Source organism: Rhizobium sp. P44RR-XXIV (assembly GCF_001999485.2).
Lineage (GTDB): Bacteria > Pseudomonadota > Alphaproteobacteria > Rhizobiales > Rhizobiaceae > Rhizobium.
On sequence record NZ_MPVZ02000025.1, the window covers coordinates 658,913 to 681,470 of the forward strand.

A 22,558-nucleotide genomic window follows, 5' to 3' on the forward strand; every position below is an offset into this window, starting at 1 on the left:
TGGTTGAGGGGTGGAAAATGCAGCGAAATGTGTTACACTGCACTGCATATGTAACACATAGGCTTGATATGACGGACGCTACATTTACGTTTCGGGTTGAAGAAGACTTGAAGTCCGCCTTCAGCGAGGCTGCAAAAGCACATGATCAAACCGGAGCGCAATTGCTTCGAGGCTTCATGCGCGACTATGTGAAACGGCAGCAAGATGCAGCTGACTATGACGCATGGTTTCGCCAGCAGGTTCAGGCTGGTCTCGTTTCCGCCAATGCAGGCAATCTCATCCCCGCCGATGACGTCGAAGCCGAATTCGCTGCCTTGCGAGAAGAAACACGCCGCAAGCTCAGCGGCAAATCTTCGTGAAACTTGCTTGGACGCCCGAAGCAAGAGCCGACCGACGCGCAATCTTTAGCTATATCGAGGCGGAGAATGCCTCAGCGGCAATCGCGCTTGATGAACTCTTTGCCAAACGGTCAACGCAGCTTATTACACATCCGATGACGGGCCGACCCGGCCGCGTATCCGGGACCCGAGAACTCGTCGTGCATAGAAACTATCTGCTGGTTTACGATCTTGCGGATGAGACAGTGCGAATAATCCGCATTCTTCATGCCGCACAGCAATGGCCGCCGAACGACGTTCAGCCGCTTTCCTAGCCTGAATTCAATCTCAATTCTCGATCGTGAAGCGTACCCTGTCGGCGGCGAAGCGGGAGATCGAATATTGCACCGGCACATTGTCGAGATCGGTGTTCAGTGCCTGGGTGATCAGCACGATGGCCCCTGGCGATAGCTGGAGATCGGCGAGATCGTTCTCGTCGGCATGCGTTGCGGTAATTTCGGTCACCATTCGCACGTAGTCAGGCACGCCGAACTCGCGAAAAGCCTTGGTGATCGACCCGGTCGCCCGATAGGTCTCGGCGATCCCGCCGAAGCGGTCGGCCGGAAACCAGCTGGTGGCGCGCGATACCGGGCGATGATCGGCCTGGCCGAGCGTTTCCAGCCGCACGAGCGGCGCACCGGTCTTGATCCTGAGGTGCCGGGCCAATTCCGCGCTTGCCGCCTCTTCGCCGTCGCCGAGCAGAACGCTGCGGGTCTCGCGCACCTGGTCGCCGATGCCTTGCGAAAACCGCGTCCGCTTAGAAATCGGGAAGCTCAGCCGTTCCTTGCGTTCGATCAGCGTCCCCCGCCCCTGCACGGCCCTGACGATACCCTCCTGCGCAAGTGCTGCGAGCGCGCTTCGGATGGTGTGCCGATTGACGCCGAACTGCAGCGCCAGCGTCGTTTCCGGCGGCACCATGCCGTTTTCGTCGAAGTCGCCGTGGTTGATCGAGGTGCGAATCCGGTCGGCGATCTGCCGCCAGAGCGCCACGCCTGTCTGCCGCTGTATTTTCTGCCCTGCCATTTCGCCCACTCGCCCTGTCACACGCTTGTCACGACTCACTAATAGATATAATCCTATCTTGTATGGTTGTCTATATCAATAGACATTTAAAGGAAGATGCGATGAATTCAGCACAGAGGCAGGAAGCGGCCGCGCAGGAGCGCCGGGAGCGCAAGCGCGTTGCCGATCTCTTGGCGCAGGCCCAGCGCGACGAGCTCGATGCGGCCTGGGAAGCGTTGCCGAGCAAGCCGGCGGTGCAGCCGGTGCGCGGCCCGGAAACCGGGCTTGTCATGGTGCGCGGTCGCATCGGCGGCGGCGGCTCTCCCTTCAACCTCGGCGAGGTCACGGTGACGCGCGCCACCATCCGACTGGCGTCCGGCACGATCGGCCACGCGCATGCGCTCGGAACGGATCGCGAGAAGGCACGGCTTTCGGCCATCTTCGATGCCCTCTGGCAGCAATCGGCCACCAAGGAGTTCGTCGAGAAGGCGATCCTGCAGCCGGTCACCGAACGCATCGCAGACTATGATCGCAAACGCGCCGAAGAAACGGCCGCCACCCGCGTCGATTTCTTCACCATGGTTCGCGGAGAAGACTGATGAGCATCACCACCCCCTCCACCTTCGGCAATGATGCATTGATCGGCGGCTTTACCGATCCGGTGTTCGACGCCCAAAGCGTCTTCAAGATGATGATGGACGCGATGGCGCGCCCGGGCATCCTGCAGACGGTTACCGCCGACATCGCCCCGCCCGCGCCCCTCGGCATTGCTGCGGGCGCGATCGGGCTCACCCTTTGCGACCATGATACGCCGGTCTGGCTTTCCACCAGCCTTGGACGGTCGAGCCTGCCGGAATGGCTGAGCTTTCACACCGGCGCCCCCATCATCCAGGAACGACTGGAAGCGATGTTCGCCTTCATCGAGGCAGGCATGGCGCTTTCCTCCTTCAACCAGTTCGGCATCGGCACCCAGGAATATCCCGATCGCTCGACGACGCTCGTCCTGGAGATCCAAAGTCTCGAAGGCGGCAAGGAACTGGCGCTTTCCGGTCCCGGCATCAACGGCGTCAGCATGATCGCCCCGATCGGACTGCCTGATGCATTCCTGCGCATCTGGAACGACAATCGCGCGCTCTTCCCGCGCGGCGTCGATCTCATCCTGACCGCCGGCCGGCAATTCCTTTGCCTGCCGCGCACCACCAAGATCACCGCGACGGAGTTGTGACATATGTATGTTGCCGTTAAGGGTGGCGAAGCCGCCATTGCCAATGCTCACCGGCTGCTGGCCGACCGTCGCCGCGGCGACCGCTCGCTGCCGGCTGTCGGCATCGACCAGGATCGTCGCGCAGCTTGCGCTGGCGGTCGATCGCGTCATGGCCGAAGCCTCGCTTTTTGACCGCGCGCTGGCGGCACTTGCCGTTCGCCAGGCCCGCGGCGACATGATCGAAGCGATCTTTCTGCTCAGAGCCTACCGCACGACGCTGCCGCGCTTCGGCTATTCACAGCCGCTGGACACGGCAGCCATGAAGATCGAACGCCGCATCTCCGCCACCTACAAGGACCTGCCGGGCGGCCAGCTTCTCGGCCCGACTTTCGACTATACGCACCGCCTGCTCGATCCCAGTCTGCTCACGGACGAGCAGGTGGACGAGCCGATGCAGCGGCCGGCCGAACAGGGCCGCGTCATGCGCGTCTCGGAAATCCTAAGCCAGGAAGGCCTGATCGAGGGCGACGGCAATATGCCCCTCGACCACGAGATCGGCGACCTGACGCGCGAGCCGATGGAATTCCCGATGACCCGCGACCTTCGCCTGCAGGCACTTGCCCGCGGCGACGAAGGCTTCTTGCTGGCGCTCGGCTATTCGACCCAGCGCGGCTATGGCCGCAACCATCCGTTCACCGGCGAAATCCGCATCGGCGAAGTCGAAGTGGAATTCGACGTGCCGGAACTCGGTTTTGCCGTCTCGCTCGGCCGCATCCAGGTGACCGAATGCCAGATGGTCAACCAGTTCGCCGGCTCGGCCAAGGCACCGCCGCAATTTACCCGCGGCTACGGGCTGGTTTTCGGCCAGAGCGAGCGCAAGGCCATGGCCATGTCGCTGGTCGACCGGGCACTGCGGGCCGAAGAACTCGGCGAGGACATTACGGCGCCGGCACAGGACGAGGAATTCGTCATCTCGCATTCCGACAACGTGCAGGCGACCGGCTTCGTCGAGCATCTGAAGCTGCCGCACTATGTCGACTTCCAGGCCGAACTCGACCTGGTGCGGCGCATGCGCCGCGATTTCGAGGCCGCTCGCGAAAGCGGCATGGACCCCATGACGGAGGCAGCCGAATGACCGAACTGGCCACCTACAATTTCGCCTATCTCGACGAACAGACCAAGCGGATGATCCGTCGCGCCATCCTGAAGGCGATCGCCATTCCCGGCTATCAGGTTCCCTTCGCCTCGCGCGAAATGCCGATGCCTTACGGCTGGGGCACTGGCGGCGTGCAGCTGACGGCGGCCATCATCGGGCCGCACGATGTGCTGAAGGTCATCGACCAGGGGGCTGACGACACGACCAATGCCGTCTCCATCCGCGCCTTCTTCCAGAAGGTTGCCAACGTCGCCGTCACCACGCGCACCGACGAGGCGACAATCATTCAGACACGTCACCGCATTCCGGAAGCCAAGCTCGGCCCGAACCAGGTGCTCGTCTATCAGGTGCCGATCCCCGAGCCGCTGCGTTTCCTCGAGCCGCGCGAGACCGAGACCCGCAAGATGCATGCGCTCGAGGAATACGGCCTCATGCACGTGAAGCTCTACGAGGATATCGCCCGCAACGGCCGCATCGCTACCACCTATGCCTATCCGGTCAAGGTTGCCGACCGCTACGTGATGGACCCGTCGCCGACGCCGAAGTTCGACAATCCGAAAATGCATCTGTCGGATGCGCTGCAGCTGTTCGGCGCCGGTCGTGAAAAGCGCATCTATGCCGTGCCGCCATACACCGAAGTCGTGAGCCTCGATTTCGACGATCATCCGTTCGAGGTGCAGCGCTTCGACAAGCCCTGCGCCCTTTGCGGCGCCGAGCAGGTCTATCTCGACGAGGTGATCCTCGACGACAAGGGTGGCCGCATGTTCGTCTGCTCCGACACCGATTTCTGCGAGGACCGCCGCGCCCATGGCCATGCTGGGTCGATGCTCGCAGCCGATGGATTGCCTGGTAGCAAGGAGGCTGCCGAATGACCGATACACCGCTTCTGAAAGTCAAGGACATCTCGAAATTCTACGGCAGCCGCATCGGCTGCCGTGACGTGTCCTTCGAGCTTTGGCCGGGCGAAGTCCTCGCAATCGTCGGTGAATCCGGCTCAGGCAAGACGACGCTGCTCAACTGCATCTCGACGCGGCTGCTGCCGACGACGGGTAGCGTCGAATATCATATGCGCGACGAGACCTATCGTGACCTGTTCCGCATGAGCGAGGCCGAACGGCGCTTCCTGATGCGTACCGACTGGGGCTTCGTGCATCAGAACCCGGCCGACGGCCTGCGCATGACGGTGTCTGCCGGCGCCAATGTCGGCGAGCGGCTGATGGCCATCGGCAATCGCCACTACGGCAACATCCGCAATACCGCCATCGACTGGCTGGAACGGGTGGAAATCGACGCCGACCGCATCGACGACCAGCCGCGCGCCTTCTCCGGCGGCATGCGCCAGCGCCTGCAGATCGCCCGCAATCTGGTGACCGGCCCGCGCCTGGTGTTCATGGACGAGCCGACCGGCGGCCTTGACGTTTCGGTGCAGGCCCGCCTGCTCGACCTCGTTCGCGGCCTCGTCAACGATCTCGGCCTGTCGGCGATCATCGTTACGCACGACCTCGCCGTCGCCCGGCTTCTGTCGCACCGCATGATGGTGATGAAGGACGGATACGTCATCGAGCATGGTCTGACCGACCGCGTGCTCGACGATCCGCGCGAACCCTATACGCAACTGCTCGTCTCTTCGATCCTGCAGGTCTGAGGAAATATCATGGCAACCCCACTCGTCGTTTCCGAAGTCTTCAAAAGCTTCACCATGCATCTGCGTGATGGCCTGCGTCTGCCCGTCGTCGCCGATGTCTCCTTCTCGGTCGCATCCGGCGAATGCGTCGTGCTCGGCGGCCCGTCGGGCATCGGCAAGAGCTCGCTGCTGAAGATGATCTATGGCAATTACGCCGTCGACAACGGCCAGATCCTCGTCACGCACAAGGGCAAGATCGTCGATCTCGCCACCGCCGATCCGCGCACGGTGCTTGAAGTGCGCCGGCAGACCATGGGCTATGTCAGCCAGTTCCTGCGCACCGTGCCGCGCGTCGCCGCCATAGATGTCGTCGCCGAGCCGCTGTTGGCTCGCGGCGTGGCGGCAGCCGATGCCCGCGAAAAGGCAGCCGGCCTGCTTGCGCAGCTGAATCTTCCGCAGGAGCTTTGGCAACTGCCGCCTGCCACTTTCTCCGGCGGCGAGCAGCAGCGCGTCAACATCGCGCGCGGCTTCATCACCGACCACGCCATCCTGCTCCTCGACGAGCCGACAGCCTCGCTCGACGCCCGCAACCGCGCCGTCGTCGTCGACATGATCGAGCAGAAAAAGCAGGCGGGCGTTGCCCTTCTCGGCATCTTCCATGACGAAGAAGTGCGCGAAGCCGTTGGCAGCCGCATTCTCGACGTCTCGCAATTCTCGCCGAGAAAGGCAGCCGCATGAGCCGCAAGCTGGGCGAGACGCCCTTCATCAGCCCGACGGCCAGCGTCAACAATTCGACGCTCGGCCGCTACACCGAGGTGTCCGACCGCTGCCGCATCGACGAAACCGAGATCGGCGATTATTCCTACATCATGCAGGACGGCGCGGTCTGGTGTGCGACCATCGGCAAGTTCGTCAACATCGCCGCTGCCGTTCGCATCAACGCCACCAACCATCCAACATGGCGCGCGACGCTTCACCATTTCACCTATCGCGCCGCCGACTACTGGCCGGACGCCGATATGGAGACCGACTTCTTCACCTGGCGTCGCGAGAACCGGGTCGTCATCGGCCATGACGTCTGGATCGGCCACGGGGCGACCGTGCTTCCGGGTGTCACGGTCGGCAACGGGGCGTCATCGGCGCGGGTGCAGTCGTCTCCAAGGATGTCGCTCCCTATGCGATCGTCGGCGGCGTTCCGGCCAAGCTGATCCGCGAGCGTTTCACTCCCGAGGTCGGCGCACGCATGGACAAGCTGTCTTGGTGGGATTGGGATCATGATCGCCTGCGCACGGCGCTGGCCGACTTCCGCGCCCTTTCGGCCGAGGATTTTCTGGATCGTTACGACGCCTAAGGACGGTTTTCGCCCTGACCGGGCTTGCACGGGGCCGGCAGGCGTCACAGCCTCAGGCTATCTGTCGAGCCCGAGTTTAGGGGAGGCCTCTTCATGGCAAAGCAGTTTTCCAGCATCGACGACCGGCTGCGCGATTTCATCGCGCGGCAACACATCTTCTTCACGGCATCCGCAGCCGCCAATTCGCGGGTCAATGTCTCGCCACGCGAGACGCTATGCCTGCGCATCATCTCGCCGAACACGGCCATCTATCTCGACCGCACCGGCAGCGGCAACGAAACCTCCGCCCATATGAAGGCCGATGGCCGGCTGACCATCATGTTCTGCGCGATGCAGGGGCCGCCGATGATCCTGCGCCTCTATGGTCGCGGCAGGATTATCCATCGACCACTTCCCGAATACCGCGAATTGCTGCACGCACATTATGCCGGAGACGAGCCGCTCGGCGCTCGGCAGATCGTGTGGCTGGACATCGATCTCGTGCAGACATCATGCGGTTTCGGCGTGCCACTGTTTTCCTATGAGGGCGAAAGACCGAGCCTCGATCAATGGGCCAAAGCCAAAGGTCCGGATGGTATTGAGGAATACCGGCGCGAGAAGAATGTCCTCAGTATGGATGGTTTGCCGACGGGCTTATTTGACGGCTAAAGACAAGCAAAGCTCTCAGCCGGCTAATATTGCAAAATCGGCGAGAATTGTAACAGCACTTACATAAAACTGACATTGGAGCTTCATGAAGCGGGACTAATCGGTTGCCTTGTGGTTGGCGCGAACCCCCTCGAAACTCCTTTCGAGGCAGGGTCATGCGCCCATTCTTAGCACCGGTACCGCTGAAATTTTTGCAGCCCGGCAGCCGCGAAAGGGAAGCACTATGTTCGAACTCAGGAACGTCTCGCGCCGGTTTGGCAACAAGCTCGCTGTCGATTCCGTGACTTTGGACATACCGCAGGGACAGATGGTCGGCGTTATCGGCCGCTCCGGTGCCGGCAAGTCGACCCTGCTGCGCATGATCAACCGCCTGGCCGATCCGAGCTCCGGCTCCATCCATTTCTCCGGCGTCGAAGTCTCGAAGCTCAGAGGTCGCGCGCTGCGCAGTTGGCAGCGCGACTGCGCCATGATCTTCCAGCAGTTCAACCTGGTGCCGCGCCTCGACGTGCTGACCAACGTCATGCTCGGCCGCCTCAACCAGCGCTCGACCATCATGAGCCTTCTGTCCGTCTTCACCCGCGAAGAGCGCATCGAAGCCATCGCCGCGCTGGAACGCCTCGGCATCGAGCAGACGGCACTGCAAATGGCCGGCACGCTTTCCGGCGGCCAGCAGCAGCGCGTCGCCATCTGCCGCGCCCTGATGCAGCAACCGAAGATGATGCTCGCCGACGAGCCGATCGCCTCGCTCGATCCGCTCAATGCCAAGATCGTCATGGACGCGCTGCGCGACATCAACGAGCGCGAGGGCATCACCGTCATCACCAACCTGCATACGCTGGATACGGCCCGCAACTATTGCGAACGCATCATCGGGATGGCAGCCGGCAAAGTCGTCTTCGACGGCAAGGCATCCGAACTGACGGCTGCGGCCGTCAAGGAAATCTACGGCACCGACAAGGATGGTGCCGGGATCGACGAAACCATGACGTCTACATCAATCAATTTAGCCGATCCGGCCGCGCAGGCAGCGGCCATCGAATCTGCCGGCCCGCAACCGCTGGCACTGGCCGGTCTCTGAGAGGGACCGGGATCGACAGCCCGCGTCAAGGGCACATTCTTCTAGACCGAAGGCATCCGGGGACACCGGTTAATCAGGAGACGAACCCAATGTTGAAGAAGACTCTTCTCGCAGCCACGGCGCTTCTCGCGCTCGCTGGCGGCGCTGCAAACGCCGCAGACCTCAAGGAATTCCGCGTCGGCATTCTCGGCGGCGAAAACGAAGCCGACCGCCTGCGCAACTATGCCTGCCTTGCCGACCACCTGAAGAAGGAATTCGGTTTCGAGAAGGTATCGCTGTTCCCGGCCGCCGATTATGACGGCGTTATCCAGGGCCTGCTCGGCGGCACGCTCGACTTCGCAGAACTCGGTGCTTCCGGCTATGCAGCCGTTGCCATCAAGGACCCGAAGGCCGTTACCCCGATCCTGACGACCCAGCAGACCGACGGCTCGACCGGCTACTACTCGATCGGCCTCGCTCTGAAGTCCTCGGGCATCAAGACCATCATGGACGCCAAGGGCAAGAAGCTCGGCTATGCCGATCCGGACTCCACCTCGGGCTACCTCGTTCCGCTGACGCAGATCCCGAAGACCACCGGCGTTCCGAACGACAAGTTCTTCGCCTCGACCCAGTTCAACGGCGGCCACGAGAACAACCTGCTCGCCGCTTATGACGGCAAGGTCGACGTTGCTGTCGACGATTCCTCGGGCGTTGGCGATTTCAAGGACGGCTTCACCTCCGGTACCTTCCGCAAGGAAGTCGACAAGGGCGCAGTCGACCCGAACAAGCTCGTCGAAGTCTGGCGTTCGCCACTCATCCCGAACGGCCCGCTCGTTGTTCGCAACGCTCTCGGCACCGAATGGCAGGCAAAGCTTTCGGACTTCTTCATGAAGCTCCCGACAGCTGACGCCAAGTGCTTCAACGCTGTCGAAGGCGGCGATTTCAAGGGCTACGTCAAGGTGACCCCGGACTTCTACAACGCTGTTATCGACGTTCGTAAGGCTGCCATCGGCGGTTGATCCGCATTCCAATGACGGGGCGGCCGGCAACGGCCGCCCTTTTGCTATCACAAGGGCAGAATTCATGACGATCGCCGATACGCACCCGAACATGCAAAGCGCGCCGCAGAGCGCCAAGGAGATCGGCGACGCCTGGAGCAAGATGGTGGCCAAGCGGCGCCTCTACACCGGCATCGGCCTCGTGATCCTGCTTGTCGCCTTCGTCAGTTCCGTGCGCTTTGCCGACGAAAGCAATGCCGGCCATTTCTTCGAACGTCTGCCGCATCTCTTCGATTTCCTGAGCTGGCTTATCCCCAAGGACTGGAGCGACGTCTATCGCGCGCTCTTCGACCTGCCGAGCCCGAACGGGGCGAACGGCGCCGGCGGCGAGGAATTCAACTTTCCGCTCGGCCGCGTCTATGTCTGGGGCGATTTCTACATCCCTGAATATTTCGAGCTGATGATCATCACCATCAATGTGGCGCTGGTCTCGACCATCATCGGCTTCGTCTTCGCGGTGCCGATGAGCTTCTATGCCGCCCGCAACATGTCACCGTCCCATCCCGTCCGCTTGGTGACGAAGCGCATCATGGAATTCCTGCGCGCCTTCCCGGAAATCGTTATCGCCGGGCTGTTTTCGGCGATCCTGTCCATCGGCCCGATCGCCGCCATCATCGCCGTCGGCCTGCACACGATCGGCGCGCTCGGCAAGCTGTTCTACGAAGTCGTCGAGAATATCGACATGAAGCCCGACGAGGGCATGCGCGCCGTCGGCGCGAGCTGGACCGAGCGTGTCCGCTTCGCAGCCCTGCCGCAGGTCCTGCCGAACTTCATGTCCTATGCGCTGCTGCGCCTTGAGATCAACGTTCGCGCCTCCACCATCATCGGCGCCGTCGGCGGCGGCGGCATCGGCGAGGAGCTGAAGCTCTCGATTTCGCGCGGCTTCGGCGCCAAGACGGTAGCACTCGTGCTGTTGCTCTTCGTGACCATCATTGCCGTCGACCAGTTTTCCGCATGGCTCCGCCGCCGCCTCGTCGGCGAGCATGCCTTTCTTTTGCAGCATTGAGGTTGACCATGTCCGTCATCGACGCCGGCCGTATGCAGAAAATCGAAGCGCGCTACCCGGAGATCCTTCACCGGTCGTTCCGCCAGCGCTTCGGCGCGCTGATGATGTTCATCGGCGTCATCCTTTATGGCTTCTATGCCGTCTGGTTCTTCGATCTGCCGAAAGTCATCGCCGAGGCGCATTGGGAGCGCGTCGGCATCTATCTCAGCGAGTGGGTGAGCTACGATGTTCAGCCGGAATTTCGCATCTCCGGCGACAAGATCAGCATCAAATATCCGCGCTTCTCGCCGCTGGGCGACAATCCGAACCCGGACTGGGTAAAGACCAACTCCGATGGCAGCATGACGGTCTCCGTCAGCGGTACGAGCCGCATGGTGACGGTGACGAAGACGCAGGCGATCGTCACGGCGCATGGCATCACTATCCCGATCGACATTACCGGCGATACACCGAAGCTTGTCGGCTCTGAGCCTGTTCCCAGCTGGATGACGGTCTATGACGACAATATCCTGGTCAATCTCGGCTTTGCCGGCGACGCCAGCATTTCCTCTGATCGCGTGAAAATCCGCAAGCGGTTCATCGGCTGGGCCAATTTCGTCTTCGACACGCATTCGCCCTTCTTCGACAAGCCGGCGGGCGAGGTCATCGGCCTGATCGTTTCCGGGCCGAGGCTCGATCCCGCGCAATCCAATCTGTCGCTGGCCTTCGACAACGTCTGGAACAATGGCGCGTGGCAGCATGGCGATGTCTGGACCAAGCTGTTCCAGACCATCGTCATGGCGTTCCTCGGCACGCTCCTCGGCTCGCTTGCGGCCTTCCCGCTCGCTTTCCTCGCGGCCCGCAACATCACGCCCAATCGGCTGCTCAATCAGGTCCTGAAGCGTTCCTTCGACTTCCTGCGCTCGGTCGACATGTTGATCTGGGCGTTGTTCCTGACCCGCGCCTTCGGCCCCGGCCCGCTTGCCGGCAGCGGCGCGATCTTCCTCACCGAAACCGGCACGCTCGGCAAGCTCTATTCCGAAGGCCTTGAGAACATCGACAACAAGCCGCGCGAAGGCGTGAAATCCACCGGCTCGTCGACGATCCTCGTACATCGCTACGGCATCATGCCGCAGATCGTGCCGGTCATCGTCAGCCAGACGCTCTACCAGTGGGAATCCAACGTGCGCGGCGCGACCATCATAGGCGCCGTCGGCGCAGGCGGTATCGGCCTGAAACTTTGGGAAGCAATGCGCACCAACGCCAATTGGGAAAACGTCGCCTACATGGTGCTGCTGATCCTGCTCGTCGTCTTCCTGTTCGACGCCGCATCCAATGCTTTGCGCTCTCGCCTGATGGGCACGCGGGTTAAATAAAAAACAGCGAGAAAAATCTCCAGAGATCATCATTTTGTCACGGGAATCCGGTAGCGCAGGCCCGGCAAGATCGTATCGGCCGAACCGGATTTAGCCGGATTCGGTCCGAGGCTGCCTTGCTGCTCTTGCGGTTTGTCGCAAATCACCCAACAGTGTCCCGCGCTGCCGATTTTTCCAGGGAATACAGCATTGCGCTATGCTCTTTATTTCACGCCGCCCAAAGACGATCCGTTGACGTCGCTTGCCTCTCGCTGGCTGGGTCGCGATGCATTTTCCAATGAGATTTTTTCCGACAAGGCGATCGGCCCGGTGCCGGCAGGCCATGCCGAACTCACCGCCGATCCACGCCGCTATGGCTTCCACGCTACGCTGAAGGCGCCTTTCGAGCTTGCGACATCGGTGAACGAGCGCGACCTGCTCGAAGTTGCCGCCGATTTTGCCTCGCGGACAAAGGCATTCGTCATTCCGGAGCTGGTGCTTGGCCAGCTCGGCCACTTCTTCGCTCTCGTGCCGGGCTCGCTCTACCAGCCCTTGCAGGATTTCGCCTCGAGCGTCGTGAAGAGCTTCGAGCCGTTCCGCGCGCCGCTTTCGCAATATGACATCGCCCGCCGCAACCCCGAAGAGATGACCGAACCGCACCGTGCCAATCTGCTGCGCTGGGGCTATCCCTACGTCAACGACGAGTTTCGCTTCCATATGACTTTGACAGGGCGTGTCCCCGCCGAGCGTCAGGCTGAAATGCACGAGGTGCTGCGTGAGCGTTTCGCCGACCATACCGGCAAATCGCTCGACATTTCCGGCCTCGCCATCTTCGTCGAAGAAGAGCGTGGGGCACCCTTTACCGTCCGTTCCTGGCTGCCGCTTGCCGACGCCTAAACCTGAAAGACCAGACATGACCAAAGAAACCGTCCTCTCCAATGCCCGCATCGTCCTCGAAGACAAGATCGTCGAAGGCTCGGTGCTGATCCGCGACGGACGCATTGCCAGCATCTCCGAAGGCAAGTCCGACATCGGCGAGGATTTCGAGGGCGATTTTCTGATCCCCGGTCTGGTCGAGCTGCATACGGACCATCTGGAATCCCACTATTCGCCGCGTCCGGGCGTGCGCTGGAACAAGACGGCAGCCATTCAGGCGCATGACGCCCAGATCGTCACCTCAGGCATCACGACAGTATTCGATTGCCTCCGCATGGGCTCCGACGAAGACGGCGGTTTCGAAAAGGGCGAGATGCGCGATATGGCCGACGCCATTCAGGCGGCCCAGCGCGAAGACCGGCTGCGCGCCGATCACCTCATCCACCTGCGCTGTGAGGTCTCTTCCGACAACGTCCTCGATCACTTCCACGACTTCGAGAAAGACGCCTATGTCCGGCTCGTCTCGCTGATGGACCATGCGCCCGGCCAGCGTCAGTTCCAGACCATGGATCAATACATTTTCTACTACCAGAAGAAGCGCGGCCTCAGCGACGAGGTCTTTGCCCGTTTCGTCGCCAAGCGCCAGGAAGAATCGGCCAAATATGCCAAGCCGCACCGCGATGCGATCTCCAAGGTCTGCTCCGAGCGCGGCATCACGATTGCCAGCCATGACGACGCGACGCTTGCCCATGTCGACGAAGCCGTTGCCTATGGCGTCCGCCTGGCAGAATTCCCGACCAGCATCGACGCCGCCAAGGCATCGCATGGCGCCGGTATGAGCGTGCTGATGGGCGCCCCGAACATCGTGCGCGGCATGTCGCACTCCGGCAATATCGCCGCTCGCGATCTGGCCGAACTCGGCGTGCTTGATGTGCTCTCCTCCGATTACGTACCGCTCAGCCTGCTGCATGCCCCATTCATCCTCGCCGACGAAGTCGAGGGAATCTCGCTGCCGCGGGCCATCGCCATGGTCACTGCTACGCCGGCAAGGACGGTCAGCCTGAACGATCGCGGCCGCATCGCCGAGGGCCTGCGCGCCGATCTGGTTCGCGTTCGCCGCGATCATGGTGTGCCGGTTACCCGCGCAGTATGGCGAGAAGGACGTCGGGTCGCATGAACGCGGACGCCAACATCAAGCCGACTAATGACGGCCTGCCGGATGCAGCCACAGGCGTCATGGCCGTTGTCGTTGGCCCGAGCGGCGCCGGCAAGGATACGCTGATGAACCTCGCCGCCCGGCATTTCGCCGGCCGGCGGATATCCATTTCGTCCGCCGCGTCATCACCCGCGATGGCGATGCCGGCAACGAGGACCACAGAAGCGTTTCCGACGCGGATTTCGATGCCATGGAAAAGGCCGGCGCCTTTGCCGTTTCCTGGGAGGCACATGGGCTGAAATACGGCATTCCCGCCGATGTCTTCGATGAGCTTGCGCGCGGCAATCTGGTCATCGCCAACGGCTCGCGCTCGGCGTTACATCATTTCCAGGCCGCATTCCCGCGCCTGAAGATCATCAACATCACGGCTACGCGCGAAGTGCTTGCGGAACGGCTGATCGCACGCGGGCGCGAGAACCGTGAAGATGTGCTCAAGCGCCTGGAACGGAGTGCGCTGACCGTTCAAGGCAGCTACGACGTGACCGATATCGACAATAGCGGCACGCTCGAAGAGGCTGAACAGGCAATCATCTCGGCGCTGGAAACGCTGATCCGGAAATAGGCGTTTGTGTCAGGCCCGGATCATAGCAGTGAATTCGTAGCTATGTCGGGTCGCGAGCCTCCCCTACCTCATGCTGAGGTGCCTTGGCGCGCAAGCGTCAAGGCCTGGAAGTACGAGGTGGCCCGGTAGAATATCTCCACCCGCCCTCGTGGTTCGAGGCTTCGGCCCTTCGACAAGCTCAGAGCCTGCGCACCTCACCATGAGGACTGATCTCCTCGCTATGCCCGATATGGCCTCAGTGTGCCTCGTCCCAATTATTGGCAGCGCGGGCATCGACCTTCAGCGGCACGGCCATATCGACCGCCGGCATGGCGGCATTTTCCATGACCGAGACGATGATCGGCGTCGTGCGCTCGACATCGGCATCCTCCACTTCGAAGATCAGTTCGTCATGCACCTGCAGCAGCATGCGAACGCGATCGCCAAGCCCGGCCGAAGCCAGTGCCGGCTCCATCTTGATCATGGCGCGACGGATGACATCGGCGGCAGATCCCTGGATCGGCGCGTTGATCGAGGCGCGCTCGTTGAAGGCACGCACAGACGGATTGGAGGAACGGATTTCCGGGAAATGGATGCGGCGGCCGAAGATGGTCTCGACATAGCCCTTGTCGCGCGCCGTCTGCTTGGTGCCGTCCATGTAATCGCGGATGCCGGGGAAGCGCTCGAAATACTTCTTGATGTAATCGCCCGCTTCCGAGCGTTCGATGGAGAGCTGGTTGGCAAGACCGAAGGCGGAAATACCGTAGATGATGCCGAAGTTGATCGCCTTGGCACGGCGGCGAACCTCGCTCGGCATGCCCTCGACCGGCGCGCCGAACATTTCGGACGCCGTCATCGCGTGAATGTCGATGCCGTCTTCGAACGCCTGCTTGAGCTGCGGAATATTGGCGACATGCGCCAGCACGCGCAGTTCGATCTGGCTGTAATCTGCCGAAACCAGCTTGTGGCCTGGGGTCGAGATGAAGGCCGTGCGGATCTTGCGGCCTTCCGCGTGCGCACCGGAATATTCTGCAGGTTCGGCTCGGAGGACGACAGACGCCCGGTCGTGGTCGAGGCCAGCGAATAGGACGTATGCACGCGCTTCGTCTGCGGATGCACATAGGTCGGCAGTGCATCGGTATAGGTCGATTTCAGCTTGGTGAGCTGACGCCAGTCGACGATCTTGCGCGGCAGCTCGAAGCCGGCGGCAGCCAGATCCTCCAGCACCTGCGCCGAGGTCGACCATTGGCCTGTCTTGGTCTTGCTGCCGCCAGCCAGTCCCATCTTGCCGAAGAGGATATCGCCCAACTGCTTCGGCGAGCCGATATTGAAGCGTTCGCCCGCCAGCGTGTAGACTTCATCCTCCAGCCGCGCAGCCCCCTGCGCCAGTTCGCCGGAGAGGCGTGACAGGATTTGCCGGTCGATGGTGATGCCGCGCTCTTCCATATGGGCAAGTACGGGCACCAGAGGCCGCTCCAGCCGCTCGTAGACGGCGGAGAGTTTTTCCGCCGCAAGCCGCGGCTTCAGCACCAGCCATAGACGCAGGGTCACGTCCGCATCCTCGGCGGCATAGGCCGTGGCGCGGTCGATATCGACGAGATCGAAAGTGACGTTGGATTTACCGCTGCCGGCCACGTCCTTGTAGGCGATCGGCTTGTGGCCGAGCCAGCGTTCGGACAGGCTGTCCATGCCGTGAAGGGCATTGGAGCCGCCGTCGAGCACATAGGACAACAACATCGTATCGTCGAAGGCCTTGGTCTCGATGCCGTAGCGCTTCATCAGCAGGTAATCGTATTTGAGGTTCTGCGCGATCTTGAGGATGGAGCTATCCTCAAGCAGATCCTTCAATCGCGCCAGCGCATCGCGCAGCGGAATCTGATTGTCGGCGAGCCCGCCACCGAGCAGATCGCCGACGCCGGTCTTGTGGCTGAGGGGCACGTAAGCCGCGCGAATGGAGGCACCCGTGGGATCGTTCTTGTTATCCGCGATCGCCAGCGAAAAGCCGACGATCTCAGCCTGCATGACATCGAGCGATGTCGTTTCCGTATCGAAGGCAACGATGCCGGTCTCGCGGGCATCAGCGATCCAACGATCGAGAGTGGCGATGTCGCGGATGGTCACGTATTTCGAATGATCGATCGGTGCGGTGGCGAAGCTTGAGGCGCGCGCAGTGGCAAGGTCGGTCGGCTCGGTCTGTCCCTCGACAGCCAGCCGCGGCTTTACCGCCGGCGCCGGAGCGGAAGCGCCTTCGGCAGCAACTGCGCTGCCGGCAACAGGTTCGGCATTGTCTGCGACATCGAGATCAGGGCCATGCGCGGCGTCAGCAAGCTCGACCTTGACTTCGGACGGTTCGATCGTAGCCGGGTCGCAATCGCAGGCATCGGCGACGCGGCGCGTCAGCGAGGTGAATTCCATTGCCTTCAGGAAGCCGACCAGCTTCGGACCGTTCTGCGGCTCGAGCACCAATGCGTCGAGTTCGAGCTCCAGCGGCACGTCGGTTCTCAGCGTCACCAGCTGCCGGGAGATCCGCGCAAGCTCGGCGTTGGCGATGATGTTCTCGCGGCGCTTCTGCTGCTTGATTTCCTCGGCGCGGGCAAGCAGCGTGTCGAGATCGCCGAATTCTTCCAGAAGCTGCGCCGCCGTCTTCGGGCCGATGCCGGGGATGCCGGGCACGTTGTCGACCGAATCGCCGGTCATGGCCTGCAGGTCGATCATCTTGTCCGGCGTCACACCCCATTTCTCGATGACGTCGGGAATGCCGATCTGCTTGTCCTTCATGCTGTCATACATGTGGACCGTCGGGGTGACGAGCTGCATCAGGTCCTTGTCGGACGAGATGATTGTGACATCGGCACCTGTGGCTTCAGCCTGGCGGGCATAGGTGGCGATGATGTCGTCGGCCTCGAAACCATCGGTCTCGATGCATGGCAGGTTGAAGGCGCGCGTCGCCTGGCGGATGAGCCCGAATTGCGGGATCAGCTCTTCCGGCGGGGCCGAGCGGTTTGCCTTGTAATCGGGGAAAATTTCCTTGCGGAAGGTCTTCGAGGAATAGTCGAAAATGACCGCAAAATGGGTCGGCGTCACCCCGACGGATGTATCACGCGCCGAGGTCAGCAGCTTCCACAGCATGTTGCAGAAACCGGAGACGGCACCGACAGGCAATCCATCGGACTTGCGCGTCAGCGGCGGCAGTGCGTGAAAGGCCCGGAAAATGAAACCGGAGCCGTCGACGAGGAAGAGATGATCACCTTTTTTCATGGAAGCATGGATAGCGTGGCGCACCTCCAACGTCCATATAAACTTGTGTTTTGCACCCTTGCGGGAGAGCCAAATCTCTCACCGAAACGTTACTAAGTTTTAATTGATCTAATCTGCGCATTCCCTTGAAAAACCACATTCGAAACCTCAAATCATACTCACCGGCGATTGATACGCCGCGGGTCTGACAACCGGCCTGTCCCCCGCCATGTCAGACTTGGACAAAGGCCTATCCCCTCTCCGGGCCTTTGTCCCCCTTTCTGAGCCGCCATGGCGCCCTCCAGGCCATGGCGGCTTTTTCATGAGAAAAATACACCTATTGCTTGTAAAAAAATTCGACAAAGTTGCTGATTTCAGGCCTATCCGTACCCAAGATTTGCTGATTGTCTTGGTTATGAATTATCGGCATACTTGCAATCATGGGATTTAATCGGATGGACTCCGCGGCTTATCTTGCCGGTCAAATGGCGAAGGCATTTGCTCGCGCATTACAGCAACGCGCAGCCAAACTCGGCTTCTCACCCGGCCAGTTTCCGATCCTTCTGGAATTGTGGTCCGAGAACGGGTTGACGCAAAAACAACTGCTTGAGCGTGTCGATATCGAACAGGCGACGATGGCCAACACGCTGTCGCGCATGGAACGTGACGGGCTGGTCGAGCGACGCCCGCACCCGTCGGACAAGCGGGCGCAACTGATCTTCCTGACGGAGAAAGCCGCTGCCATCGAGGCCGAGGCCATCGAGGCTGCAACGGCTGCCGACACGAACCTTCTAAAAGGCTTCCGCAGTTTCGAGCGCGAGCTGTTGCTCGAATATGTCAGGCGTATCCTGGAGAACGCCAAGCATCTCTAGGCTTAACCCACGGCCTTCTCCGGCATGGGGAACTGTGCGCTCGGACCAACATCCGGCTTGCCGAAGAATATCCCCTGCAGCTGGGCGCAGCCCTCTTCGATGACGATGCGGCGCTGGGTTTCGGTTTCCACACCCTCCGTCACAACAGGCATGTTCAGGCTGTGGCCGAGACCGATGATCGCGCGCACGATCGAGCGTGCCGCGGGATCATGTTCCAGAGCGCCGGTGAAGCTGCGATCGACCTTGATCTTGTCGAAGGGGAAGGAACGCAGATTGCTGAGCGAGGAAAAACCGGTACCGAAATCGTCCATGACGACCCGGACGCCAAGGCGGTGCAGCCGCTGCAGCGTCGCGATGACAGCCGTGCGTTCACGCATCAGGGCCGCCTCGGTGATCTCCAGCTCCAGCCGTTTCGGATCGAGGCCGGCTTTCCGAAGGATGCGCTCGATCTGGTCGTAAAGCGTTGGGATCATAAATTGCAGCGGCGACAGATTGACGGCGACGCTTGCCGGCTCACTCCAGAGGGCGGCTTCCTGGCATGCCTGCTCCAGCACCCATTCACCGATTGCCGCAATCGAGCCGCTCTCCTCGGCGATCGGAATGAAGGTCTCCGGCTCGATGATCCCCCGGTCGGGATGTTTCCAGCGCAGCAGGGCTTCGTAGCCGTGACGCCGTCGCTGCCGACATCGTAGATCGGCTGGTATTCAAGATAGAGCTGCTTGCGCAGGATGGCCTGCCGCAGGTCGTTTTCGAGCTGGCGGCGGGTGCGCACGGCCTTGTCCATTTCAGCGTCGAAGAAGCAGGCATGCCCACGGCCGCCACGCTTGGCGCGATAAAGCGCCGTATCCGCATTCGCATAAAGCTGCTCGGCACTGGCGCCGTCGCGCGGGTAGATGGCTATGCCGAGGCTGACGCCGACCGCAGTCGGATCGCGTGCAGTATCCATCTCCACTGCAAATTCCGCAAGAATGCGCTCGGCAAGGCGCGTGGCGCCGTCAGATCGCTGACGCAACGGCTGGATGATGGCGAATTCGTCGCCGCCCAGCCTTGCCACCGTGTCCCCCTCCTCGGCGGCGCGCTGCAGGATGCCGGCGACCTTGCAGAGGATCCGATCGCCCTCGGCGTGACCGAAGACATCGTTGATCGCCTTGAAGCGATCGAGGTCCAGGCAGAAGATCGCGACTTCGCCGCCCTTGCGGCTTGCCATTTGCAACGCCTGGCGCATGCGCTGATCGAAGAGCGAGCGATTGGGAAGATCCGTCAGTATATCGTGATGCGCCAGATGCTCGATCATCTGCTGCGCCTGCCGGCGCTCCGTCAGGTCGCGCACCACAAGCACGCTGCAATCATGGCCGCGATAGGTGATGGAGCGGATCACGGTTTCCACAGGGATGGCCTTGCCGTCCCGCCCTGACAGCGTGGTCTCGAGCGGGATCGCGGTCTCCGCATAGGTGTCCATATCGATCATCAGAAAGGCCTCGGCCGGTGCGCCGATGACCTGCTGGGCGGACCATCCGGAAATGGCGAAGAACCGCTCGTTCGCATCAATCACCCGGCCATCGCGAAGAACGAGCAGTCCCTCCAGCGAGGCATTGGCAAAACCGCGAAGGTCAGTGAGGTGACGGTCGACGAAGATAGCGCCGAGCGCGATGAGGATCAGCCCGGTCGCCGCCGCCATGACGATGCCGGCAAGGACGCTTCGGTCGATGGAAAGAGGCATCACTTCCGTGCCCGCCTCGGGCGTCAACGTGACACCGCTCATCGCCGTGAAGTGCAGCGCGCAGATCGCCAAGACCAGGAGAAGAGTGCCGGCAAGGATGCGCTTGACGCCCTGAAGGCCGCGAAAGGCCAGGAAGGAAAATGAGGCAAAGCCGACGCCGACGGCAACGGCAGCAACGACGCGCGGCATGCTGTAGGAGAGTTCTGCGGACGCTTCGATGGCCTGCATGCCGGTGAAATGCATGGCGGCTATGCCCAGCGCCATCAGCACACCGCCAACGGTGAACGAGGCCGCGTTATCCCACTCGAACGCAACGGCAATGGCAAGCCACGAACCGGCGATCGCGAAAACGACAGACAGCACGGTCAGCGAAAGACCATAGGTGATGGGCAGGCTGCCCTCATATGCCAGCATCGCGATAAAATGCGTCGCCCATATGCCGACGCCGCTGGCAAAAGCTGCGGCGGTGATCCAATATCGACGCTGGTGCGACCGGCACTCCTGCGCGCGTGCAAAGAGAAGCATGGTGGCAAGGCTGCCGATCAGGCAAATAATCGCCGCGACAAGAATCAACCAGATGTCGTGTTCGTCGCGAATACATGCAATCACTGAAAACATTTTTAGTCTCCAGAATACTCTTCTGGATTGAGGTTATTTCTAATACTCTAAAAAACTTGTAAACTACATACGCAACTAATCACATAAACATTCCCCCCGATCCGAAGACGCAAGCTACGGTAAATTTTCGGTTTTAACGCCTCGAAACCGACTGGGCTTTGGTCTATCGTCCCTCCAAATCTCATGTAAGGAGTCGGACATGACCGATCTATCGCCCGTTCTCGATCGCGCCGATCAGAACCTTCCCTCCAGCCTCGATAATCTGTTCGAATTGCTGCGCATCAAGTCCATTTCCACGGATCCGGATTTCAAGGCGGAATGCCGCAAGGCGGCGGAATGGCTGGTCGGCTACCTGAATTCGCTGGGCTTCACCGCTTCGGTGCGCGACACGCCCGGCCATCCGATGGTGGTGGCTCACCACGATGCCGGCAGCGCCAACGCTCCGCATGTACTTTTCTATGGTCACTACGACGTGCAGCCGGTCGACCCGATCGAATTGTGGGAAAGCGATCCCTTCGCGCCCGAGATCAAGGACATGGGCAATGGCCGCAAGATCCTGACCGGTCGCGGTACCTCCGACGACAAGGGTCAGCTGATGACCTTCGTCGAAGCGGTGCGCGCCTATAAGGAAACCAGGGGCGCGCTGCCCGTGAGCATCACCATCCTGTTCGAAGGTGAGGAAGAATCCGGCTCGCCTTCGCTGAAGCCCTTCCTCGAAGCCAATGCGGCGGAGCTGAAGGCGGATTTTGCCCTGGTTTGCGATACCGGCATGTGGGACGGCGATACGCCGGCGATTTCGGCCGGCCTGCGCGGCCTTGTGGGCGAGGAAATCGTCGTCACGGCTGCCGACCGCGACCTGCATTCGGGCCTCTTCGGCGGCGCTGCCGCCAATCCGATCCATATCCTCACCGATATTCTCGCCGGCCTGCATGACGAGACGGGGCGCATCACGCTTCCCGGCTTCTATGAAGGCGTCGAGGAAACACCCGCCAATATCAAGGCCTCGTGGGAGAAGCTCGGCATGACGGCCGAGAAATTCCTCGGCGAAGTCGGCCTGTCGATCCCCTCGGGCGAGAAGGGCCGCTCGGTGATGGAACTCACCTGGGCGCGACCGACGGCGGAAGTGAACGGCATCTGGGGCGGCTATACCGGCGCCGGCTTCAAGACCGTGATTGCGGCCAAGGCATCGGCGAAGGTTTCCTTCCGGCTCGTCGGCCAGCAGAACCCGCCAGCCATCCGCGAAAGCTTCCGCGCCTATGTGCGTTCCAAGATACCGGCGGATTGCTCGGTGGAATTCCATGAGCATGGCGGTTCGCCGGCAATCCAACTCTCCTATGATTCGCCTGTGCTGACCAAAGCGAAGACGGCGCTTTCCAGCGAGTGGCCGCAGCCTGCCCTCATCATCGGCATGGGCGGCTCGATCCCGATCGTCGGCGACTTCCAGAAGATGCTGGGCATGGAATCGCTGCTCGTCGGCTTCGGCCTCTCCGACGACCGCATCCATTCGCCGAACGAAAAGTACGAGCTGCGCTCCTACCACAAGGGCATTCGCTCCTGGATCCGCATCCTCGACGCGCTCGCAGTCTAAACGATCTGCCGGGACGCGCGCCTCTTTGCGCGTCCCGTCCTCACTCCCGCCTCGATGACGTTTAAGCTGTCAT

At 61.4% G+C, this 22,558-nt stretch carries 17 protein-coding genes and 5 pseudogenes; 19 read left to right on the forward strand and 3 right to left on the reverse strand.

Going from position 1 to position 22,558, the window contains the following annotated elements:
• The first annotated feature begins 68 nt into the window (after positions 1–68).
• Complete coding sequence (locus tag BSK43_RS08605) at positions 69–359, forward strand: hypothetical protein (RefSeq protein WP_077468338.1); 291 nt, start codon at positions 69–71, stop codon at positions 357–359.
• Positions 356–652 carry a type II toxin-antitoxin system mRNA interferase toxin, RelE/StbE family gene (locus BSK43_RS08610; RefSeq protein WP_077468337.1) on the forward strand — a complete coding sequence of 99 codons (297 nt, stop codon included), beginning with the start codon at positions 356–358 and terminating at the stop codon, positions 650–652. The genes BSK43_RS08605 and BSK43_RS08610 overlap by 4 nt, the downstream gene beginning before the upstream one ends.
• Positions 653–665: 13 nt before the next feature.
• On the opposite strand, the gene phnF is transcribed toward BSK43_RS08610, so the two are convergent.
• Complete coding sequence (gene phnF, locus BSK43_RS08615; protein WP_077468336.1) at positions 666–1,400, reverse strand: phosphonate metabolism transcriptional regulator PhnF; 735 nt, start codon at positions 1,398–1,400, stop codon at positions 666–668.
• Positions 1,401–1,501: 101 nt separating this feature from the next.
• Here phnF and phnG point away from each other — a divergent pair, with 101 nt between their 5' ends.
• The 15 genes and pseudogenes from phnG to phnN all read left to right on the forward strand — a co-directional run bounded on the left by phnG (position 1,502) and on the right by phnN (position 14,471).
• Positions 1,502–1,978: a phosphonate C-P lyase system protein PhnG gene (gene phnG / locus BSK43_RS08620; protein WP_037200348.1), complete on the forward strand. Its 477-nt coding sequence runs from the start codon at positions 1,502–1,504 to the stop codon at positions 1,976–1,978.
• Positions 1,978–2,604: a phosphonate C-P lyase system protein PhnH gene (gene phnH / locus BSK43_RS08625; RefSeq protein ID WP_077468335.1), complete on the forward strand. Its 627-nt coding sequence runs from the start codon at positions 1,978–1,980 to the stop codon at positions 2,602–2,604. Before phnG ends, phnH begins: the two co-directional genes overlap by 1 nt.
• A gap of 3 nt (positions 2,605–2,607) precedes the next feature.
• Positions 2,608–3,718, forward strand: a pseudogene (locus tag BSK43_RS08630) (carbon-phosphorus lyase complex subunit PhnI).
• On the forward strand, positions 3,715–4,611 hold the full coding sequence (locus tag BSK43_RS08635) for an alpha-D-ribose 1-methylphosphonate 5-phosphate C-P-lyase PhnJ (RefSeq protein WP_077468334.1): 897 nt from the start codon (positions 3,715–3,717) through the stop codon (positions 4,609–4,611). The pseudogene BSK43_RS08630 and the gene BSK43_RS08635 overlap by 4 nt, the downstream one beginning before the upstream one ends.
• On the forward strand, positions 4,608–5,384 hold the full coding sequence (gene phnK, locus BSK43_RS08640) for a phosphonate C-P lyase system protein PhnK (protein WP_077468333.1): 777 nt from the start codon (positions 4,608–4,610) through the stop codon (positions 5,382–5,384). The genes BSK43_RS08635 and phnK overlap by 4 nt, the downstream gene beginning before the upstream one ends.
• A 9-nt stretch (positions 5,385–5,393) precedes the next feature.
• Positions 5,394–6,101 carry a phosphonate C-P lyase system protein PhnL gene (gene phnL, locus BSK43_RS08645; RefSeq protein WP_077468332.1) on the forward strand — a complete coding sequence of 236 codons (708 nt, stop codon included), beginning with the start codon at positions 5,394–5,396 and terminating at the stop codon, positions 6,099–6,101.
• Positions 6,098–6,714: pseudogene (locus BSK43_RS08650) on the forward strand (DapH/DapD/GlmU-related protein). The gene phnL and the pseudogene BSK43_RS08650 overlap by 4 nt, the downstream one beginning before the upstream one ends.
• Positions 6,715–6,807: 93 nt before the next feature.
• Positions 6,808–7,362, forward strand: coding sequence for a pyridoxamine 5'-phosphate oxidase family protein (locus BSK43_RS08655; protein WP_077468331.1), 555 nt, complete (start codon positions 6,808–6,810; stop codon positions 7,360–7,362).
• Between the two features lie 223 nt (positions 7,363–7,585).
• Positions 7,586–8,440, forward strand: coding sequence for a phosphonate ABC transporter ATP-binding protein (phnC, locus tag BSK43_RS08660; RefSeq protein WP_068401037.1), 855 nt, complete (start codon positions 7,586–7,588; stop codon positions 8,438–8,440).
• Between the two features lie 89 nt (positions 8,441–8,529).
• The gene (gene phnD / locus BSK43_RS08665; protein ID WP_077468330.1) at positions 8,530–9,438 is read left to right on the forward strand and encodes a phosphonate ABC transporter substrate-binding protein; all 909 of its coding nucleotides are present in this window, start codon (positions 8,530–8,532) and stop codon (positions 9,436–9,438) included.
• Between the two features lie 64 nt (positions 9,439–9,502).
• Positions 9,503–10,483: a phosphonate ABC transporter, permease protein PhnE gene (gene phnE / locus BSK43_RS08670; RefSeq protein ID WP_077468329.1), complete on the forward strand. Its 981-nt coding sequence runs from the start codon at positions 9,503–9,505 to the stop codon at positions 10,481–10,483.
• 8 nt (positions 10,484–10,491) lie between these two features.
• On the forward strand, positions 10,492–11,838 hold the full coding sequence (gene phnE, locus BSK43_RS08675) for a phosphonate ABC transporter, permease protein PhnE (protein WP_077468328.1): 1,347 nt from the start codon (positions 10,492–10,494) through the stop codon (positions 11,836–11,838).
• 189 nt (positions 11,839–12,027) lie between these two features.
• Positions 12,028–12,714 (forward strand): DUF1045 domain-containing protein, encoded by a 687-nt coding sequence (locus BSK43_RS08680; protein WP_077468327.1) that lies wholly within the window; start codon positions 12,028–12,030, stop codon positions 12,712–12,714.
• Positions 12,715–12,730: 16 nt separating this feature from the next.
• Positions 12,731–13,870 (forward strand): alpha-D-ribose 1-methylphosphonate 5-triphosphate diphosphatase, encoded by a 1,140-nt coding sequence (locus BSK43_RS08685; RefSeq protein WP_077468326.1) that lies wholly within the window; start codon positions 12,731–12,733, stop codon positions 13,868–13,870.
• Positions 13,867–14,471: pseudogene (phnN, locus tag BSK43_RS08690) on the forward strand (phosphonate metabolism protein/1,5-bisphosphokinase (PRPP-forming) PhnN). The gene BSK43_RS08685 and the pseudogene phnN overlap by 4 nt, the downstream one beginning before the upstream one ends.
• A 235-nt stretch (positions 14,472–14,706) precedes the next feature.
• Here phnN and polA read toward each other — a convergent pair.
• A pseudogene (gene polA / locus BSK43_RS08695) lies at positions 14,707–17,708 on the reverse strand (DNA polymerase I).
• Positions 17,709–18,142: 434 nt separating this feature from the next.
• Between polA and BSK43_RS08700 the strand changes: the two are divergent.
• Positions 18,143–18,559, forward strand: a complete 417-nt coding sequence (locus BSK43_RS08700; RefSeq protein WP_077468325.1) for a MarR family transcriptional regulator — start codon at positions 18,143–18,145, stop codon at positions 18,557–18,559.
• 2 nt (positions 18,560–18,561) lie between these two features.
• On the opposite strand, the pseudogene BSK43_RS08705 reads toward BSK43_RS08700, so the two are convergent.
• Positions 18,562–20,897 (reverse strand): annotated as a pseudogene (locus tag BSK43_RS08705) (EAL domain-containing protein).
• 199 nt (positions 20,898–21,096) lie between these two features.
• Between BSK43_RS08705 and BSK43_RS08710 the strand changes: the two are divergent.
• Entirely contained in the window at positions 21,097–22,485 is a 1,389-nt protein-coding gene (locus tag BSK43_RS08710; protein WP_077468324.1) for a M20/M25/M40 family metallo-hydrolase, read from the forward strand.
• Positions 22,486–22,558 lie beyond the last annotated feature (73 nt).

Excerpts from the sequence above, each read along its gene's own strand:
- BSK43_RS08605 (WP_077468338.1), top strand. The coding sequence starts at position 69 with ATGACGGACGCTACATTTACGTTTCGGGTTGAAGAAGACTTGAAGTCC.
- phnF (WP_077468336.1), bottom strand. The coding sequence starts at position 1,400 with ATGGCAGGGCAGAAAATACAGCGGCAGACAGGCGTGGCGCTCTGGCGG.
- phnG (WP_037200348.1), top strand. The coding sequence starts at position 1,502 with ATGAATTCAGCACAGAGGCAGGAAGCGGCCGCGCAGGAGCGCCGGGAG.
- phnH (WP_077468335.1), top strand. The coding sequence starts at position 1,978 with ATGAGCATCACCACCCCCTCCACCTTCGGCAATGATGCATTGATCGGC.
- BSK43_RS08635 (WP_077468334.1), top strand. The coding sequence starts at position 3,715 with ATGACCGAACTGGCCACCTACAATTTCGCCTATCTCGACGAACAGACC.
- phnK (WP_077468333.1), top strand. The coding sequence starts at position 4,608 with ATGACCGATACACCGCTTCTGAAAGTCAAGGACATCTCGAAATTCTAC.
- phnL (WP_077468332.1), top strand. The coding sequence starts at position 5,394 with ATGGCAACCCCACTCGTCGTTTCCGAAGTCTTCAAAAGCTTCACCATG.
- BSK43_RS08655 (WP_077468331.1), top strand. The coding sequence starts at position 6,808 with ATGGCAAAGCAGTTTTCCAGCATCGACGACCGGCTGCGCGATTTCATC.
- phnC (WP_068401037.1), top strand. The coding sequence starts at position 7,586 with ATGTTCGAACTCAGGAACGTCTCGCGCCGGTTTGGCAACAAGCTCGCT.
- phnD (WP_077468330.1), top strand. The coding sequence starts at position 8,530 with ATGTTGAAGAAGACTCTTCTCGCAGCCACGGCGCTTCTCGCGCTCGCT.
- phnE (WP_077468329.1), top strand. The coding sequence starts at position 9,503 with ATGACGATCGCCGATACGCACCCGAACATGCAAAGCGCGCCGCAGAGC.
- phnE (WP_077468328.1), top strand. The coding sequence starts at position 10,492 with ATGTCCGTCATCGACGCCGGCCGTATGCAGAAAATCGAAGCGCGCTAC.
- BSK43_RS08685 (WP_077468326.1), top strand. The coding sequence starts at position 12,731 with ATGACCAAAGAAACCGTCCTCTCCAATGCCCGCATCGTCCTCGAAGAC.
- BSK43_RS08700 (WP_077468325.1), top strand. The coding sequence starts at position 18,143 with ATGGACTCCGCGGCTTATCTTGCCGGTCAAATGGCGAAGGCATTTGCT.
- BSK43_RS08710 (WP_077468324.1), top strand. The coding sequence starts at position 21,097 with ATGACCGATCTATCGCCCGTTCTCGATCGCGCCGATCAGAACCTTCCC.